Origin of the sequence: Gemmobacter sp. 24YEA27 (assembly GCF_030052995.1) — a bacterium.
Lineage (GTDB): Bacteria > Pseudomonadota > Alphaproteobacteria > Rhodobacterales > Rhodobacteraceae > Pseudogemmobacter.
The window spans coordinates 674,792-689,385 of the sequence record NZ_JASJPW010000001.1 but is presented as its reverse complement, the minus strand read 5'-3'; the positions used below and the strand labels follow the sequence as shown (position 1 = coordinate 689,385).

Here is a 14,594-nt window from a genome sequence, read left to right as displayed (position 1 = left end):
TATGCGCGCCGTCCGCCTTTATGGCGTAAAGGATCTGCGGGTCGAAGACGTGGCTTTGCCGGAGCCTCCCGGCCCGGCAGAGGTGACGCTCAGGGTAACGGCGGCGGGGATCTGCGGATCAGACCTGCATAATTTTGCAACCGGGGCCTGGATCTCGCGCAGCCCTTCGGTTGCGGGGCATGAGTTTGCCGGCGTGGTCACGGCAGTCGGGGCAGGGGTGCGCCATGTTGCCCGGGGCGACACCGTTGCGGTGGACAGCCGCGTGACCTGCGGCAGCTGTGACAGCTGCCTGGAGGGCCTCAGCCAGATCTGCGAAAAGCTTGGGTTTCTGGGCGAAGTAATCGATGGCGGCTTCGCGGAATACGTCACTATTCCGGCCAAAAACGTGGTTAAAGCACCCGCCGGTCTGCAGCCGCGCCTGCTTGCGATGGCCGAGCCGCTGGCGGTGGCGCTCCATGCCGCGCATCTTCTGAACGCACCAGCCGGCGCGCCGGTTCTGGTCACGGGCGCCGGTGCCATTGGCGCGCTTTCGGCGCTTGTTCTCGCGCATAAAGGCCACCCGGTCAGCATCGTTGATCGTAACCAGATCCGCGCCACCCGTGCCGCGGCGGCCTTCGGAGGCGAGGTCGTGCAGCTTGATGAGCTCGGCCCGACACCGCCCCGCTATGCGATTGACGCGACCGGCAGCCCCGAGGTGATCGACCAACTGATCCGCTCCCTGCGCGGCGGCGGGGCGATAGCGCTGGTGGGGATCGGCGCGCGCCCGCTCAGCCTGAATCCGACGCTGCTGGTGGAGCGCGAGATCCGGCTGTCCGGCTGTCATGCGTTCGGGGGGGAACTGCCCGAGGCGGTGGCGCTGCTCGACCTCCTCGGCCCGCAGCTGGAACAGCTGATCGACGCCGAGATCCCGCTCGACGCGGTTCCCGATGCCTATGCGCGCCATCTTGCGGGCGAAGTGATGGGCGCCAAGACGATTATTCTGCCGGAGATGCAGCCATGACGCTGTCGCGCACCGCCGAAATCCGCGCCACTGCCGCCACCGATCCGGCCCGTGCCGAAGCAATGCTCGCGGCTTTTCTGGGCGAGACTTTTGCGATCACTGCCAGCGATGTGCGGATCAATCACGACCAGTATTCGCTGAACTCACTGAACGGGTTCTTCACCTGCGAGCAGGGCGAGTGTTTCTTTAAATTCCATCAGGAAGAGGGTGAGGAGGAGATGCGCGGCGAATATTACCGCGCCGATATCCTTGCCCGCGCCGGTCTGCCGGTGGACCAGCCGATCCTGTCTTCGACGCTCCCGGGCGAGCAGATCCTCGTCTATCGGCGCCGCAGTGACCCGCGTTTTTCAGATGTGCTGCGCGCGCTGGACCTCGCGCCCGATGCGCCTGCGATGGCCCGCGCGCTGGCGGCAGAAGGCGCGCTGAACGACCACCTGCTCGCGGTGGCAAAGGCCAGCCTGCATGAGATCACACCGGATCAATCCGCCTCCGAACCGATCCACCGTCTGTTTTCCGAACGCCTGATCGACCCCGCGACCGGGCATTACCCCGGCGGACGGCTGGCCTCTTTCTATATCGGCCAGGATTTTGATCTCGCCGGTCTGAGCGCTTCCTGGGATGAGATCGCGCTGGCCCGACCGGTGATCAATGGCATTGAATATGACCACCCCCTCGCCGTTCTGTTCGACGCGGCCCGGACCCGGCTCGCCCCGCGCGGCTGGCGGATGCAGGCGGCATCGTCGCGCATGGTGACGCCCATAACGCCAATGTCTGGTATGAGCGCGGCGAGACCGCTGATCATCTGGCGTTTTTCGATCCGGCTTTCGCCGGCGAACATGTGCCCGCGCTGCTGGCCGAGGTGAAGTCGACCTTCCACAATATCCTCGCCCATCCGCTCTGGCTTTACGACAGCGATATGGTGCCGGGGCGCTGGCAGGTTTCGGCGCGGCTGGCGGATGGCTGCCTTTATATCGACAGCGACTGGGCGCCGGGCGTTCTGCGCGACGCGGTGCTGGCGGTCAAGGCCGAACGCTTCTGGAAGCCCTGGCTCGCCCATCTGGCAGAGCATGACATGCTGCCCGCGGATTGGGAGGAGGTCTTGCGGCTCGCGCTGTTCCTGTGCCCGACTTTGGTGATGAACCTGCGCGCCGGCGCCGGGCGGCATAACCCGCAAAGCTCGGCCATCGGGCTGTCCCAGGCGATCCTTTGCGGTGCAAGGCCGCTGGCGGGCGAGGACCGGATGGTGCGGTTCTTCGAGTCCATCCGTCCGGAGCCGTAACATGTCGCGCGACCGCCGCTACCAGAATGTCGAGGATTTCCGCCGCGCCGCCTGGCGCCGCCTGCCGAAGATCTTTGCCGATTATATCGAGGGCGGGGCCTTTTCGGAGACCACGCTGGCCCGCAACCGGATGGGTTTTGACCGCTATGCCCTGTCGCAGCGGGTGCTGCAGGATCTCGCGCCGCAGCCGGATCTGAGCACGACCTATCTCGGCCGGCGCTGGTCCTTGCCGTTCTTTCCCGGGCCGGTCGGGTTTCTCGGGCTTTATCGCCGCGACGGAGATCTGCTGGTCGGGCTCTCGGCAAAGGCGGCGGGGGTGCCGTTCGGGCTCTCGACCTTCTCGATCAAAGGGATCGCCAGCCTTGCGCCTCAGCTGGGCGAGAATCTGGCGTTTCAGCTTTATCTCGACCGCGATCCGGCGGTGAATGAAAGCTACCTGGCCGCCTGCCATGCGGCGGGGGTCGAGACGATCTTCCTGACCGTCGACACCGCCATCACCTCGGTGCGGGAACGCGATAACCGCAACGGCTTTCGCGCGGTGAAACACATCACGCCGGGCCTGGCCTGGCAATTCGCAAAACGCCCGCGCTGGTCGCTGGATCTGTTGCGCAACGGCTTTCCGGGGTGGAACTGGTCGAGGGGCGGCCCGAATTCGGGCGCGGCGCGCTGGCCCAGGCCTCGGCCCTGTCGTCACGGCTCGACAAGCACCTGACCTGGGACAAGGTGAAAGCCCTGCGCGATCTCTGGCCGGGCGGCTGGTGATCAAGGGGGTTTCTGACCCGCGCGATGGCGAGATCGCGCGGCAAAGCGGGTCGATGGCGTGGTGCTGTCGAACCATGGCGGGCGCACCTGACCTGGGACAAGGTGAAAGCCCTGCGCGATCTCTGGCCGGGGCGGCTGGTGATCAAGGGGGTTTCTGACCCGCGCGATGGCGAGATCGCGCGGCAAAGCGGGGTCGATGGCGTGGTGCTGTCGAACCATGGCGGGCGCCAGCTCGATCACGGCATGCGACGATTGCCCAGGTTGCCGCGATGCGCGCAGCGCTTGGCCCGGGCTGCGAGCTGATCGTGGACAGCGGCTTCCGGCGTGGCAGCGATGTGGTGAAGGCGCTGGCCCTGGGCGCAGATGCGGTGATGATGGGGCGGCCCTTTGCCTGGGCCGTCGCGGCCGAGGGCACCTGGGGCGCCGGGCGCCTGTTTTCCTGCTGACGGCGGAAATCGGCATCACGTTGCAACTGATGGGCCTGAATTCCGTCGATCAGCTGAAGGCGGGGCCAGCGGGCGACTATATTACGGCGGCCAGATCGGCGAAACCTGATCAGCCCGCGCCACGCCGTGCCTCTTCGCGGCCGATCACGACGTTTTGCTGCAGCCAGGCATTCGCGGCGGCTTCACATCTTTCGAGCGCGCGTCCAGAATCCGGCTCCAGCTCCTTCAGGCGTGCGGCAACCCGGGCCTGGCCGGCCGCATCCAGCGGGCGCGCGGCAGGCGCGGCAGGGGCCGCCGCAGCGACTGCCGAGGGCGGCGGGCTTTGCGGCCTGGCTTTCCACGCAGCTGCGGCGGCGATGACAGCGGCGCCAAGCAGGCTGACAATTGCGGTTCTGGTCGGGATCAGGGTCATTGACCATCTCGCTTCACACTACATTCAACGGTCGGGACGGAGCGCGGCCTTCTGGCATTTGCCCGAATGGCACCATGAAGGCGGCACCGAAAGCGGCGCAACCTGCAGTCAGACTGTCATGACGCGGCCTGTCCGCAATGCGGGGACGCCGCATCGGCCTCACAGTGCCGTCAGCAGATTTGTGAGTTGGCAGATTTTCTCACCAGCGCGCCGGGGCCTTTGCGATTGTGGCCTGAATGCGGCGCGAATGGGGCAGGCGGCAAATCGGCTTGTAGCCCGAGCGACCAGGGACACAAAGTTGGGGTTCTTCCAGGCCGGATCTGAGGGTTGCCGAAAAGAACTTTGGGGCGAAAGTTGGGAAAAATTGGGCCAGACATGTGAAGGACGCCTGATACCTACTGGAAATGAAAGTGAAACCGGTTATTCAGATCGGCAATAGACGCCGGAAGTGCGTCAATAAAAACATGTCGGGCCAACGAGTCCGGCGGTATGAGGCGGAGTAGTAAAATGGCTAAGGCGATTCAATTCGTCGTCCGCGATTCTGCGGGCGGTACCTCGCGCGGTGCGGTTGCGGGTGATGCAGGAAACAATTTCATTCAGATGGGTTCGGGCGACGCGGTTTCGCTGAATCTCTCCCGGCAGAGCGTCGCCGGTTATGCGCGCCAGGGCGATGACCTTGTTCTGACGCTGATCGACGGTCGTACGGTTGTGCTTGACGGGTATTTCACCGCAGGCACCGCCAACCAGCTGTATCTGTCGCAAAATGGCGAGGTGATCGCGGTTCAGCTTTCGAATTCCGCTGATGGCGGGCTTTACGCCAGCTACGGTGCGGTCGAGGGCTGGGATAAATACTCCAATCTCGATGCGCTGCGTTTCTCGGAGGGCGATGACGTCGCTCTTGCCGGCGGTGCGGTGGATGAGCCGGCTGGCATGGCCATGTTCGCGCCGGGCCTTGTGGGTCTGGGCGGGCTTGGTGCCGGGGCTGCGGGCGTCGGTCTCGTCGGCCTGGCCGCAGTCGGTGGCGGCGGTGGTGGCGGCACTACGGGCCCGACCGGCCCTGTAGACCCGACTGGCCCCGTTGATCCGACCGGTCCGACTGGCCCCGTTGATCCGACCGGCCCGACTGGCCCCGTTGATCCGACCGGTCCGACTGGCCCCGTTGATCCGACCGGTCCGACTGGCCCCGTTGATCCGACCGGCCCGACCGGCCCCGTTGATCCGACCGGCCCGACTGGCCCCGTTGATCCGACCGGCCCGACTGGCCCCGTTGATCCGACCGGCCCGACTGGCCCCGTTGATCCGACCGGTCCGACTGGCCCCGTTGATCCGACCGGTCCGACTGGCCCCGTTGATCCGACCGGCCCGACTGGCCCCGTTGATCCGACCGGCCCGACTGGCCCCATTGATCCGACCGGCCCGACTGGCCCCATTGATCCGACCGGCCCGACTGGCCCGGTTGAGCCCGAGCGCCGTCCGCCGACCGTTGACCCGAAAGACACCACCACGGTCATCATCGACACGCCCGACAAGGAGCTCGACGTCTCCGGCACGGGTGAGCCGGGCGATACTGTGACCGTCACCATCGGCACTGTCACCGAGACCACGGTGATCGGGCCGGATGGCACCTGGCATGTCACCTTCCCGGAAACCAACCTGCCGCCCGACGGCAGCCATGAGGCCGTGGTCGTTTTCGATCAGACCGATGGCGTGACCACCACGCTGCCGGGCCCGGATTTCATCCTCGACCTGACGCCGCCGGATGTGGACATCACTGAAGGGTCGCAATCGGTTGGCCATGTTGAAAACGCAGCCGATTACACCGACGGCGTGCGGATCGGCGGCACGGGTGAACCCGGCGCCTCGGTGACTGTTGTGATCGAAGGCCACAGCCATTCCACCGTGATTGCAGGTGACGGCACCTGGTCGGTGGTTTTCACCACGACCGAGATCCGTACCGGCGAATACACCACCGACATCACCGTGACCGCCCGCGATCCGCTGGGCAATACCACGGTGATCACCGACCGCCTCGTGGTGGATACGGTGCCGAACCCGATCGATTTCGACGCTGTGACCCGCGACAATGTGGTCAATAATGGCGAAAATACCCTCGGTTTCGCCGTGACCGGGACTTCGGTTGCCGGAGCGGTGCTGGTGGTGACAGTTCAGGCCGGTGCGACCAGCTACAGCCAGACCGTGACCACCCGTGCGGATGGCACCTGGACGCTGAACATTCCCGCCGGCACCCTGCCGGGCGGCGAATATAACGCGACCGTCACCGCGACCTCGACCGATGCCGCTGGCAATGGCAGCAGCGAGACCCATACCTTCCGCGTCGACACCCAGGCCTCGGTTGCCTTCACCGGAACCGTGGCGGGCGACAATATCGTCAACGCTTCGGAATCGCGCAATGTGGTGCTGACCGGCACCGCAGAGCCGGGCTCGGTGGTCTCGGTCTCGTGGCAGGGCTCGACCCTTCCGGCAACGGTCGCCGCGAATGGCACCTGGTCGGTGACCTTCCCGGCCGTCTCGGGCAGCGCTGTGCTGACCGCCACCACCGCAACGGTCACCGCGACCGACGCTTACGGCAATACCGCGACCGACAGCCGCGTGATCTCGATCGACCTTGGCACTTCGGTGGCCTTTGATCCGGTCCAGGCCGGCGACAACGTGGTCTCGGGCGTCGAGCGCGGCGCCGGCGTCAGCCTCACCGGCACTGCCGAAGCCGGCGCAACAGTGGTGGTCCAGTTCGGTTCGGGCACCCGTACGGTGACGGTCGGCGCATCGGGCACCTGGTCGGCAACCTTTACCGCCGCCGAGATCCCGACCGGCAACGGCCTGGCGCAAACCGCCACCGTCACTTCGACCGATGTGGCCGGCAATGTGGCAACCGCGAGCCATCTGGTGACCATCGATACCCAGGTCAGCCCCTTCGCCATCACCGGCAACTCGACCGGCGCTGACCATGTTCTCAACAATGCCGAGGCGGCCTCTGGCCTGACCATCACCGGCAGCGTCGAGGCGGGTTCGCAGGTTCAGGTGAGTTTCGGCGCTCACGGCCCCTATGCCGCAACCGTCACCGGCGGCACCTGGACCGTGGTCATCCCGCCCGGCGTGATCCCGCCCGGCGAGACCACCGTCAATGTCGTCGCAGTCGCGACTGACCGCTATGGTAATACGGCGACCCTGCCGACCGAGACCATCGTGATCGACCGGGTCGTGACCAATTTCGGGGCGGATGCCCTGATCAGCGGCGACGGCATGATCAACGCCCATGAACGGCTGAGCGGCGTGCCCTTCGGCGGCACGGCAGAGGCCTTCTCGCAGATCGAGGTTGTTCTCTCGAACGGTCAGGTTCTGCGCACCGCCTCGGATGCAAGCGGCCATTGGTCGGTCACCATCCCGGCAAGCTATCTGCCGGTTGGCGATGGCGTGTCGATGACTGCGACGGTCACCGCAACCGACCGCGCCGGCAACACGGCTGAACTGACACGCGAAGTGACGGTGGACACCGTGGCCCCGACCGCGGTTGATCCGCTCAAGATCGTGCGCGACGAGGGGGCGCTGACGGGTATCTTCACCGATACCAATGGCGAACAGGTCTCGATTTATCGGGTCGACAACACCGGAAAACCAGTCGATCTGCACGCCACCGTCACCGAAGATATGCCTACCAGGGTCAATGGGACGACGGTCGTCTCCGACTATTATGACCTGCAGGAAGGCGTTCCGGACGGCAGCTATCTGGTGATCCAGAATACCGATGCTGCGGGTAACGAGGCGTCTACGCTGTTCATCGTCAACAACCGTTCGGACGTGGTCGTGAACCTGGATCGTGAAGGTCTGCAGGGCTTCGATTTCGCTTCTATCGATCTGACCATGTCCCAGGCAAAGCTGACACTCAGCAACCATGACCTGCTGGCACTGACCGGAGGCGACAACGAGCTGATGATCCGCGGTGACAGCCTGGATCAGGTCCGCTTGCAGCTGACCAACACCACTCCGGTGGAGGTTCGCGAGATCGACGGTCAGCATTACAACGTCTATGCGATGGATGGTGGGACCGTCCTGGTGGATCAGGATATTCACACCACCTTCTTCTGATCCAGCATCCCGGAAACCACCCGGAGAACCGGAAATGGAAGCCCGCACCTGCAAGGCAGAGAAGGCAGAGCGATTTCGCTCTGCCGCTGCCCCCCTCATCTCTGGCGCTCTGGTCCTGGCGCTTGCGGGCTGCTTCGGCGGCCCCCAGGCAACCAGGTCCTCCGCATCGCCGGGTGATCCGGCAACAGCCGGAGAAACCGCTGCCCATCTCGACAGGAAGGGCGAGGTTGTGTCGGATAAGATCGACCAGCTGAAGCTCAGACAGTCGATCCTGCCCGCCAACAGCAGCTTTGGCCGGGTCGGGGCTGCGGTCCTGAAAAGCAGCCAGGCCTCGGCCGAATCCCAGCTGCGCGTCAAACGCCTGAGCGCGCGGGCAAGATCGAAGAACTGGCTGCCGAAACTGGGGCCGGATGTCAGCCTCAGCTCGCTGTCGTCGATTGCGGCCAGCCTCGTGCTGGATACCGCGATCTTTGACCGCGGCCGACGCCAGGCCGAGCGCGATTTCGCGGCGGCCGATGTCGAGATGGCAGCGATTGGGCTGGTCCAGGACCTGAACAAAAAGGTCTATGATGGGCTGAAGCTGTATATCGAGGCACAGCGCGCCGCCGATCTTGCGCAGATCACTGATGGTGCCCTGACGCAGATGACAGAGTTCGAACGTATCACGAAGATCCGCGTCAGCGGGGGGCTGTCGGACGGCTCGGAATACCGGCTTGTCAGCCAGCGCCGCGCCGAGATCGAAGCGACTCTGATGTCTTACCGGCAGGGCGAGAAAAGTGCCTGGGCCGAGCTTGCGGTCATTGCAGGTCAATCGATGGAGGCCGAGCGGGGTCTGACCTCGCTGCCGCCGGACAATGGCACGCCGGAACCTTTGACCGTGGTCTATGCCAAAGGCGAGGCCGCGCGGACCCTGGCCGAGGTCGCCGTGGCGAAATCGGGGCTGCTCGCAGGGATCGGGGCCGGGGCATCGGTCGGCAAGGATGGCGGCATCGACGGCGGGTTGTCGTTGAGTGGTGACATTCTTGGCTTTGGTCGTGCCGACAATCTGGCCTCGCTGGACGAAGCGATCGAAGTGACGCGGCGCAAGGTTGACGAGGCCGACCGCGAGGCTAATCGCAAGATCGTCTCGCTGACCCAGGAGATCAACATGCTGGCGCTGCGCGAGCAGGCCGATGGCGCGGTGATTGCCCAGATGGAAGGCAATATGGGTCTTTATACCGAACAGTATAAAGCCGGCCGCCGCAGCCTGATCGAGCTGACCGGCCAGTTCGAGACCCTGACCTCGATGAAGCGGGACCACGCTTCGCTGAAATACCAGATCGCGCTCGCGCGGCTGGATATCGCGCTGATGCGCGGAGTTCTGGTAGATGGAGGCGCAATGTGACCGATAATCGGGTGATCGCTTTCGAAATGAATGCGGGTCAGGTGGCAGCGGGCGCCCGCCCGGTCATCGCCGCCAGGCCGGCAAGCCAGCGCTTTACCAACCGGGCAAAGAACCGGGCCACGCTGGCCTCGGTCTATGCCGGGCTGATCGGGTCCGAATTGTCGGTGCCTGACCTGCTGGAACGGATCCAGAGCGCTTCCGATGCCACGGGCGCGGCGCCGGGGCTGGATGAGATGGCTCAGGCCCTGACACAGGGCGGTCTTTCGACGCGCATCCTGCGCTCGGTTCAACTGCCGGTCGACGGCTACCCGGCTCTGGCCGAGACCACCAATGGCCAGGTCGTTCTGGTGCTGGGCGTCGATGGCGAGGGCGCCACGATCTACGACAAGACCGCGCATGACAACCGTGCGGAATTGCTGCTTTCCGACCTGAACAGTCTCTATGCAGGCCGAATCCTGCAGGCGCGCGCACCGCTGAGCGAGCTGGAAGCCCGCCATATCGAGGTCAAGGCAAAGCCGCATTGGTTCTGGGGCGAGTTCCGTCATTTCCGCCGTCCCTTCGGCGAAGTCTCGGCCGCGTCGATGGTGGCGAATGTCCTTGCCGTCGCGATCTCGCTTTTCTCGATGCAGATCTATGACCGCGTCATCCCCTATCAGTCGCAGCCCACGCTCTGGGTGCTGGGATCGGTGTGCTTCTGGCAGTCTGCCTTGAGGCCACGCTGAAAATCGCCCGCGCGCTTTTGATGGACAATACCGGCCGCAAGGTCGAAATCGCCGTGCAGAAGCGGCTGATGAAAAAGCTCCTCGGCATGAAAATGGGCCCCGGAGAGCGCAAACCCTCCGAAGTCTTTGCCGCGATGCGGGAATTCGGCTCGGTGCGCGAGTTTTTCACCTCTGCCACGGTTGGCACCCTGGCTGATCTGCCCTTCCTTCTGCTGTTCCTGGCACTTGTGGCGACCATTGCCGGCAATCTGGTCTGGCTCCTGGTCATCGGCGGCATCCTGATGGTGCTGCCCGGCTTCCTGATGCGCAAAAAGATGGTGCGGCTGGCTGGCGAGACCCAGGGCGCCTCGATCAAACAGGCGAAACTGCTTTATGAGGCGGTGTTCGAGCATGAAACCCTGACCACGCAGCGCGGCGAGGACCGGGTCAACCGCATCTGGTCAGAGCTGGTCGCGGTCAATGCCGTGCAAAGCGCCGAACAGCGCAAGCTGACGACCTTTTTGTCCACCTGGTCGCAGGCGGTGCAGCAAATCACCTATGTCGCCACCGTGATTGCCGGCACCTACCTGGTCTTTGCCGGCCAGTTCACCGTCGGCACCATCATTGCGACCGGCATCCTGACCGGCCGCACCCTCGGCCCGCTGTCGCAGGTCTCGACCATGATGGCGCGCTGGAGCCAGGTGAAAATCTCGCTGAAAGCGCTGGAGCAGGTGGCTGAATCGCGTCAGGCCGAAGAAGAGGGCCGCCGATATCTGCGCCGCGACCGTATGGCCGGCAGTTTCGAGCTCCGGAACCTCGAATTCCGCTATGACGAGCAAAGCGCGCCGGTGGTCGAGATCAACGGCCTCTCCATTCCGCAGGGGCAGCATGTTGCGGTTCTGGGCTCGAACGGCTCGGGGAAATCGACGTTGCTGCGGCTTTTGGCCGGGCTTTACGAGCCGGGCAAGGGCGGGTGCTGGTGGACGGGATCGACCTGAACCAGATCCATCCGCGCGACCTGCGCCGCGGCATCGGCTATCTCGGCCAGGAGGTGCGGCTGATCCAGGGCACCATCCGCGACAATCTCAACATGAACCAGCTGGAGCGCGACGACGACCGGTTGCTGCAGGCGCTGGATTTTGCAGGCCTCGGGCCGTTTGTCCGCAATCATCCGCGCGGTCTCGATCTTGAGGTCCGCGAGCTGGGCGAGGGGCTTTCCGTGGGCCAGCGCCAGTCGATCGGCTGGGCGCGGCTCTGGCTCCAGGACCCGCAGATCGTGCTGCTGGACGAGCCGACCGCCGCGCTGGATCAGACGCTGGAAACCACGCTGGTCAGCCGTCTGGGCGGCTGGCTCAAGGGCCGCACGGCGGTGGTCGCGACCCACCGTGTGCCGATCCTGCAACTGACCGAACGCACGCTGATCCTGCAAAACGGCAAGCTGGCGGTGGACGGACCGAAAGAGGCGGTGCTGGCGCATCTGGCGAAAGCCCAGGGCGTGAAACTGGCAGGAGCGGGCGCATGACGGCAGTTTGGTCTGACGAATTCGAGAGCCGTTCGAAAAGCCCGTCGATGGTGATCTGGGCCATCGGCGCGGTGATCGCGGTCTTTGTCATGTGGTCGGCCTTCGCCTGGCTGGACGAGATCGTCAGCGCCGAGGGCACAGTCGTGTCCTCGTCGCGGCCGCAGATCATCCAGAACCTGGAAGGCGGCATCCTGGCCGAGCTGAACGTCGCCGAAGGCGATGTGGTCGAGCCGGGAGAATTGCTCGGCCGGTTGCAATCGACGCAATATCACGCGGCGGTGGATGATTACACCGATCAGCTGGCGGGTCTGTCGATCCGCCGCGCCCGGATCGAAGCCGAGATGCGCGGTGAGATCACCTTTACTGTATCCGAAGACCTCGCGGCGCGGGTGCCCGATATTTTCGCTTCGGAATCCTCACTGCTGAAGGCGCGGATCGACGATTTCACCGCCCGCAAAGAAGGTGCAGAGGCGATCCTTGAACAGGCGAAACGCGAGCTGGATATCATGGAGAGGATGCTGGCCCAGGAGGTTGCGCCCGCCATCGAGGTGACGCGGGCCAAGAAGGCGCATCGCGATGCCGAGAACCAGCTGTCCGACACTGTAACCAAGACGGAACTGGAACGCGCCCGGGAATATGCCGATACCCTGGCCGAAGTGGCGACGCTGGAGCAGAAGCTGAAAGTGGCGCAGGATCAGCTGGGCCGCACCACTCTGGTCTCGCCCATGCGAGGTGTGGTGAACAAGATCGGCATCACCACAATCGGTGGTGTTGTACGCCCGGGTGAAGAGATCCTGCAGATCATCCCGCTGGATGAAGAGCTGTATATCGACGCCAAGGTAAAGCCGCGCGACATCGCCTCGGTGCGCGAGGGGCAGACGGCGGTGATCAAGCTCTCGGCCTATGATTACACGATCTATGGCTCGCTGAAGGGCGAGGTCACCTTTGTCTCGGCCGACACTTTCATCGACGAACGGTCACGGTCGGCAGATGGGGATCCGCATTACATCGTGACGCTGAAAGTCGATATGGCGCAGCTAACCGAGCGGCAGAAGGATCTCGAGATCCGCCCCGGAATGCAGGCGAGTGTCGAGCTGGAAACCGGCGCGAAGACGGTGATGACCTATCTGCTGAAGCCGCTTTACAAATCCAACGAGGCCCTGCGCGAGCGCTGAGGACCCGGCACTGTGACTGGCCCGCGCCCTGATCCGGCGCGGGCTTTTTCGTCTCTAACGCAGCGCTTTCGGCGGGTTTTGCGGCACGCCGGGCAGCACGCAGAGCATCTCGTAAAGCAGGTTTGCCCCGATCAGCGCGGTATTGCCTGAAGGGTCATAGGGCGGCGAGACCTCGACCAGATCACCGCCGACGAGGTTCAGCCCGGCACAGCCGCGCACGATCTCCAGCCCTTGCCAGATCGTGAGCCCGCCCGGCTCTACCGTGCCGGTGCCTGGCGCGAAGGCGGGGTCCAGACTGTCGATGTCGTAAGACAGGTACACCGGCGTATCGCCGATCTGCGCCCGGATCTCTGCCATCAGCGGTTTCAGCGATTTGTGCCAGCATTCCTCGGCATGGATCACCGTCCAGCCGTTCTTGCGACCCCAGTCGAAATCATCGGGACTATAGCCGGTGCCGCGCAGCCCGATCTGGAAGACCTTGTCATTTTGCAGACAGCCATCCTCAAACGCGCGGCGGAACGGGCAGCCATGCGCGACCTTTTCGCCGAACATCGTGTCATTGATATCGGCATGGGCATCGACATGGATCAGCGCCACGGGCCCGTGTTTTTTGCGGATCGCACGCAGGATCGGCCAGGTCAGCGTGTGATCGCCCCCCATCGTCAGTGGCAGCGCACTGGCGGCGAGGATCTGATCATAATGCGCCTCGATAATACCGACGGATTTCTTCAGATCAAAGGTGTTGATCGGCACATCTCCGATATCGGCGCATTGCAGATGGTCAAAGGGCGCGGCGCCGGTCGCCATGTTAAAGGGCCTGAGCATCCGGCTTTCATCGCGGATCTGCCGCGGCCCCAGCCTTGTGCCGGGGCGGTTCGATGTGCCGATATCCATCGGAATGCCGCAAAATGCGACATCCAGCCCCTCGGCGGATGGCGCTGCGGGCAAGCGCATGAAGGTGACCGGCCCGCCGAAGCGCGGCATCTCATTGCCGCCGAGCGGTTGGTTGAACGGCATCACAGACCTCCTGGTTTTTCGGGAAGAGGCCACAGCTGTGCGGGCCAGGCAAGGGCTGCTTTCATTATGTATAACTTCGGACAAGGGCGGCGGCGAGCAGGCTCCAGCCATCCGCCACTACGAAGAAGGCCAGTTTGAACGGCAGCGAGACCACGGCCGGGGGCACCATCATCATCCCCATCGACATCAGGATCGCCGCCACCACGAGATCGATGATCAGGAAGGGCAGGAAGATCAGGAAGCCGATCTCAAAAGCGCGCTGGATTTCCGACAGCAGGAAGGAAGGAACCAGCACCGACAGCGGCGCCTCGACGATCGCGCCAGGCGCGCGCGGCCGCAATGCGTCGAGGCGGGCGAATGTCTCCGGGTCCATCCGCGCCGCCATGAAGTGACGGAACGGCTCCGAGGCCCCGGCAAAGGCGGTGGGAAGGTCGATTTCATTGCGCGTGAAGGGGCCGATGCCGCGCGCCCAGGCCTCGGTAAAGACCGGGTCCATCACGAACCAGGTCAGGAACATCGCAAGCGTGATGATCAGCATATTGGGCGGGGCCTGCTGAAGCCCGAGGCCCTGGCGCAGAATAGACAGGACAGTCACGATGAAGGGAAAGCAGGTCACCATGATCGCCAGACCCGGCAGGACCGACAACACGGTGATCATCAGCAAAAGCTGCACCGACCGCGCGGCCAGAGTTTCTTCTCCGCCCAGGTCCAGGGTGATCCCTTGGGCCAGCGCCGGCGGGGCCGAGACCAGGAAAACCACCAGAACGGCAGTGATCAGGGCTGCGCATTTCC

Annotated in this window: 15 protein-coding genes; 12 read left to right on the top strand and 3 right to left on the bottom strand. The window is 64.4% G+C overall.

What is annotated here, in order from left to right:
* Position 1: 1 nt before the first annotated feature.
* The 6 genes from QNO18_RS03460 (at position 2) to QNO18_RS03435 (ending at position 3,487) form a co-directional block, all read left to right on the top strand.
* On the top strand, positions 2-1,000 hold the full coding sequence (locus QNO18_RS03460) for an alcohol dehydrogenase catalytic domain-containing protein (protein WP_283176542.1): 999 nt from the start codon (positions 2-4) through the stop codon (positions 998-1,000).
* Positions 997-1,863, top strand: a complete 867-nt coding sequence (locus tag QNO18_RS03455) for a hypothetical protein (protein ID WP_283176541.1) — start codon at positions 997-999, stop codon at positions 1,861-1,863. Before QNO18_RS03460 ends, QNO18_RS03455 begins: the two co-directional genes overlap by 4 nt.
* Entirely contained in the window at positions 1,839-2,279 is a 441-nt protein-coding gene (locus tag QNO18_RS03450; protein WP_283176540.1) for a hypothetical protein, read from the top strand. Before QNO18_RS03455 ends, QNO18_RS03450 begins: the two co-directional genes overlap by 25 nt.
* 1 nt (position 2,280) lies before the next feature.
* Positions 2,281-2,991 (top strand): alpha-hydroxy acid oxidase, encoded by a 711-nt coding sequence (locus QNO18_RS03445; RefSeq protein ID WP_283176539.1) that lies wholly within the window; start codon positions 2,281-2,283, stop codon positions 2,989-2,991.
* A gap of 74 nt (positions 2,992-3,065) precedes the next feature.
* On the top strand, positions 3,066-3,344 hold the full coding sequence (locus QNO18_RS03440; RefSeq protein WP_283176538.1) for an alpha-hydroxy-acid oxidizing protein: 279 nt from the start codon (positions 3,066-3,068) through the stop codon (positions 3,342-3,344).
* Positions 3,311-3,487 carry an alpha-hydroxy-acid oxidizing protein gene (locus QNO18_RS03435; protein WP_283176537.1) on the top strand — a complete coding sequence of 59 codons (177 nt, stop codon included), beginning with the start codon at positions 3,311-3,313 and terminating at the stop codon, positions 3,485-3,487. Before QNO18_RS03440 ends, QNO18_RS03435 begins: the two co-directional genes overlap by 34 nt.
* 109 nt (positions 3,488-3,596) lie before the next feature.
* Here the strand turns inward: QNO18_RS03435 and QNO18_RS03430 are convergent, their stop codons facing one another.
* Complete coding sequence (locus tag QNO18_RS03430; protein ID WP_283176536.1) at positions 3,597-3,899, bottom strand: hypothetical protein; 303 nt, start codon at positions 3,897-3,899, stop codon at positions 3,597-3,599.
* Positions 3,900-4,406: 507 nt separating this feature from the next.
* Here QNO18_RS03430 and QNO18_RS03425 point away from each other — a divergent pair.
* From QNO18_RS03425 to QNO18_RS03400, 6 genes are read left to right on the top strand one after another with little or no spacing between them, the layout of a single operon-like run.
* Positions 4,407-8,003: an Ig-like domain-containing protein gene (locus tag QNO18_RS03425; RefSeq protein WP_283176535.1), complete on the top strand. Its 3,597-nt coding sequence runs from the start codon at positions 4,407-4,409 to the stop codon at positions 8,001-8,003.
* Between the two features lie 34 nt (positions 8,004-8,037).
* A complete protein-coding gene (locus tag QNO18_RS03420) occupies positions 8,038-9,387 on the top strand; it encodes a TolC family protein (protein ID WP_283176534.1) in 1,350 nt (449 codons plus the stop codon).
* Positions 9,384-10,109, top strand: coding sequence for a hypothetical protein (locus tag QNO18_RS03415; protein WP_283176533.1), 726 nt, complete (start codon positions 9,384-9,386; stop codon positions 10,107-10,109). The genes QNO18_RS03420 and QNO18_RS03415 overlap by 4 nt, the downstream gene beginning before the upstream one ends.
* Complete coding sequence (locus QNO18_RS03410; RefSeq protein WP_283176532.1) at positions 10,076-11,086, top strand: ABC transporter transmembrane domain-containing protein; 1,011 nt, start codon at positions 10,076-10,078, stop codon at positions 11,084-11,086. Before QNO18_RS03415 ends, QNO18_RS03410 begins: the two co-directional genes overlap by 34 nt.
* Entirely contained in the window at positions 11,068-11,610 is a 543-nt protein-coding gene (locus tag QNO18_RS03405) for an ATP-binding cassette domain-containing protein (protein WP_283176531.1), read from the top strand. Before QNO18_RS03410 ends, QNO18_RS03405 begins: the two co-directional genes overlap by 19 nt.
* Entirely contained in the window at positions 11,607-12,785 is a 1,179-nt protein-coding gene (locus QNO18_RS03400) for an HlyD family efflux transporter periplasmic adaptor subunit (RefSeq protein ID WP_283176530.1), read from the top strand. The genes QNO18_RS03405 and QNO18_RS03400 overlap by 4 nt, the downstream gene beginning before the upstream one ends.
* A 54-nt stretch (positions 12,786-12,839) precedes the next feature.
* On the opposite strand, the gene speB is transcribed toward QNO18_RS03400, so the two are convergent.
* Positions 12,840-13,805, bottom strand: coding sequence for an agmatinase (gene speB, locus QNO18_RS03395; RefSeq protein ID WP_283176529.1), 966 nt, complete (start codon positions 13,803-13,805; stop codon positions 12,840-12,842).
* A gap of 61 nt (positions 13,806-13,866) precedes the next feature.
* Complete coding sequence (fliP, locus tag QNO18_RS03390) at positions 13,867-14,580, bottom strand: flagellar type III secretion system pore protein FliP (RefSeq protein WP_283178735.1); 714 nt, start codon at positions 14,578-14,580, stop codon at positions 13,867-13,869.
* Positions 14,581-14,594: the final 14 nt, after the last annotated feature.

Coding starts and splice junctions, on each gene's coding strand:
- QNO18_RS03430 (WP_283176536.1), bottom strand. CDS start 3,899: ATGACCCTGATCCCGACCAGAACCGCAATTGTCAGCCTGCTTGGCGCC.
- QNO18_RS03445 (WP_283176539.1), top strand. CDS start 2,281: ATGTCGCGCGACCGCCGCTACCAGAATGTCGAGGATTTCCGCCGCGCC.
- QNO18_RS03435 (WP_283176537.1), top strand. CDS start 3,311: ATGCGCGCAGCGCTTGGCCCGGGCTGCGAGCTGATCGTGGACAGCGGC.
- QNO18_RS03425 (WP_283176535.1), top strand. CDS start 4,407: ATGGCTAAGGCGATTCAATTCGTCGTCCGCGATTCTGCGGGCGGTACC.
- QNO18_RS03400 (WP_283176530.1), top strand. CDS start 11,607: ATGACGGCAGTTTGGTCTGACGAATTCGAGAGCCGTTCGAAAAGCCCG.
- QNO18_RS03460 (WP_283176542.1), top strand. CDS start 2: ATGCGCGCCGTCCGCCTTTATGGCGTAAAGGATCTGCGGGTCGAAGAC.
- QNO18_RS03440 (WP_283176538.1), top strand. CDS start 3,066: ATGGCGAGATCGCGCGGCAAAGCGGGTCGATGGCGTGGTGCTGTCGAA.
- QNO18_RS03455 (WP_283176541.1), top strand. CDS start 997: ATGACGCTGTCGCGCACCGCCGAAATCCGCGCCACTGCCGCCACCGAT.
- QNO18_RS03420 (WP_283176534.1), top strand. CDS start 8,038: ATGGAAGCCCGCACCTGCAAGGCAGAGAAGGCAGAGCGATTTCGCTCT.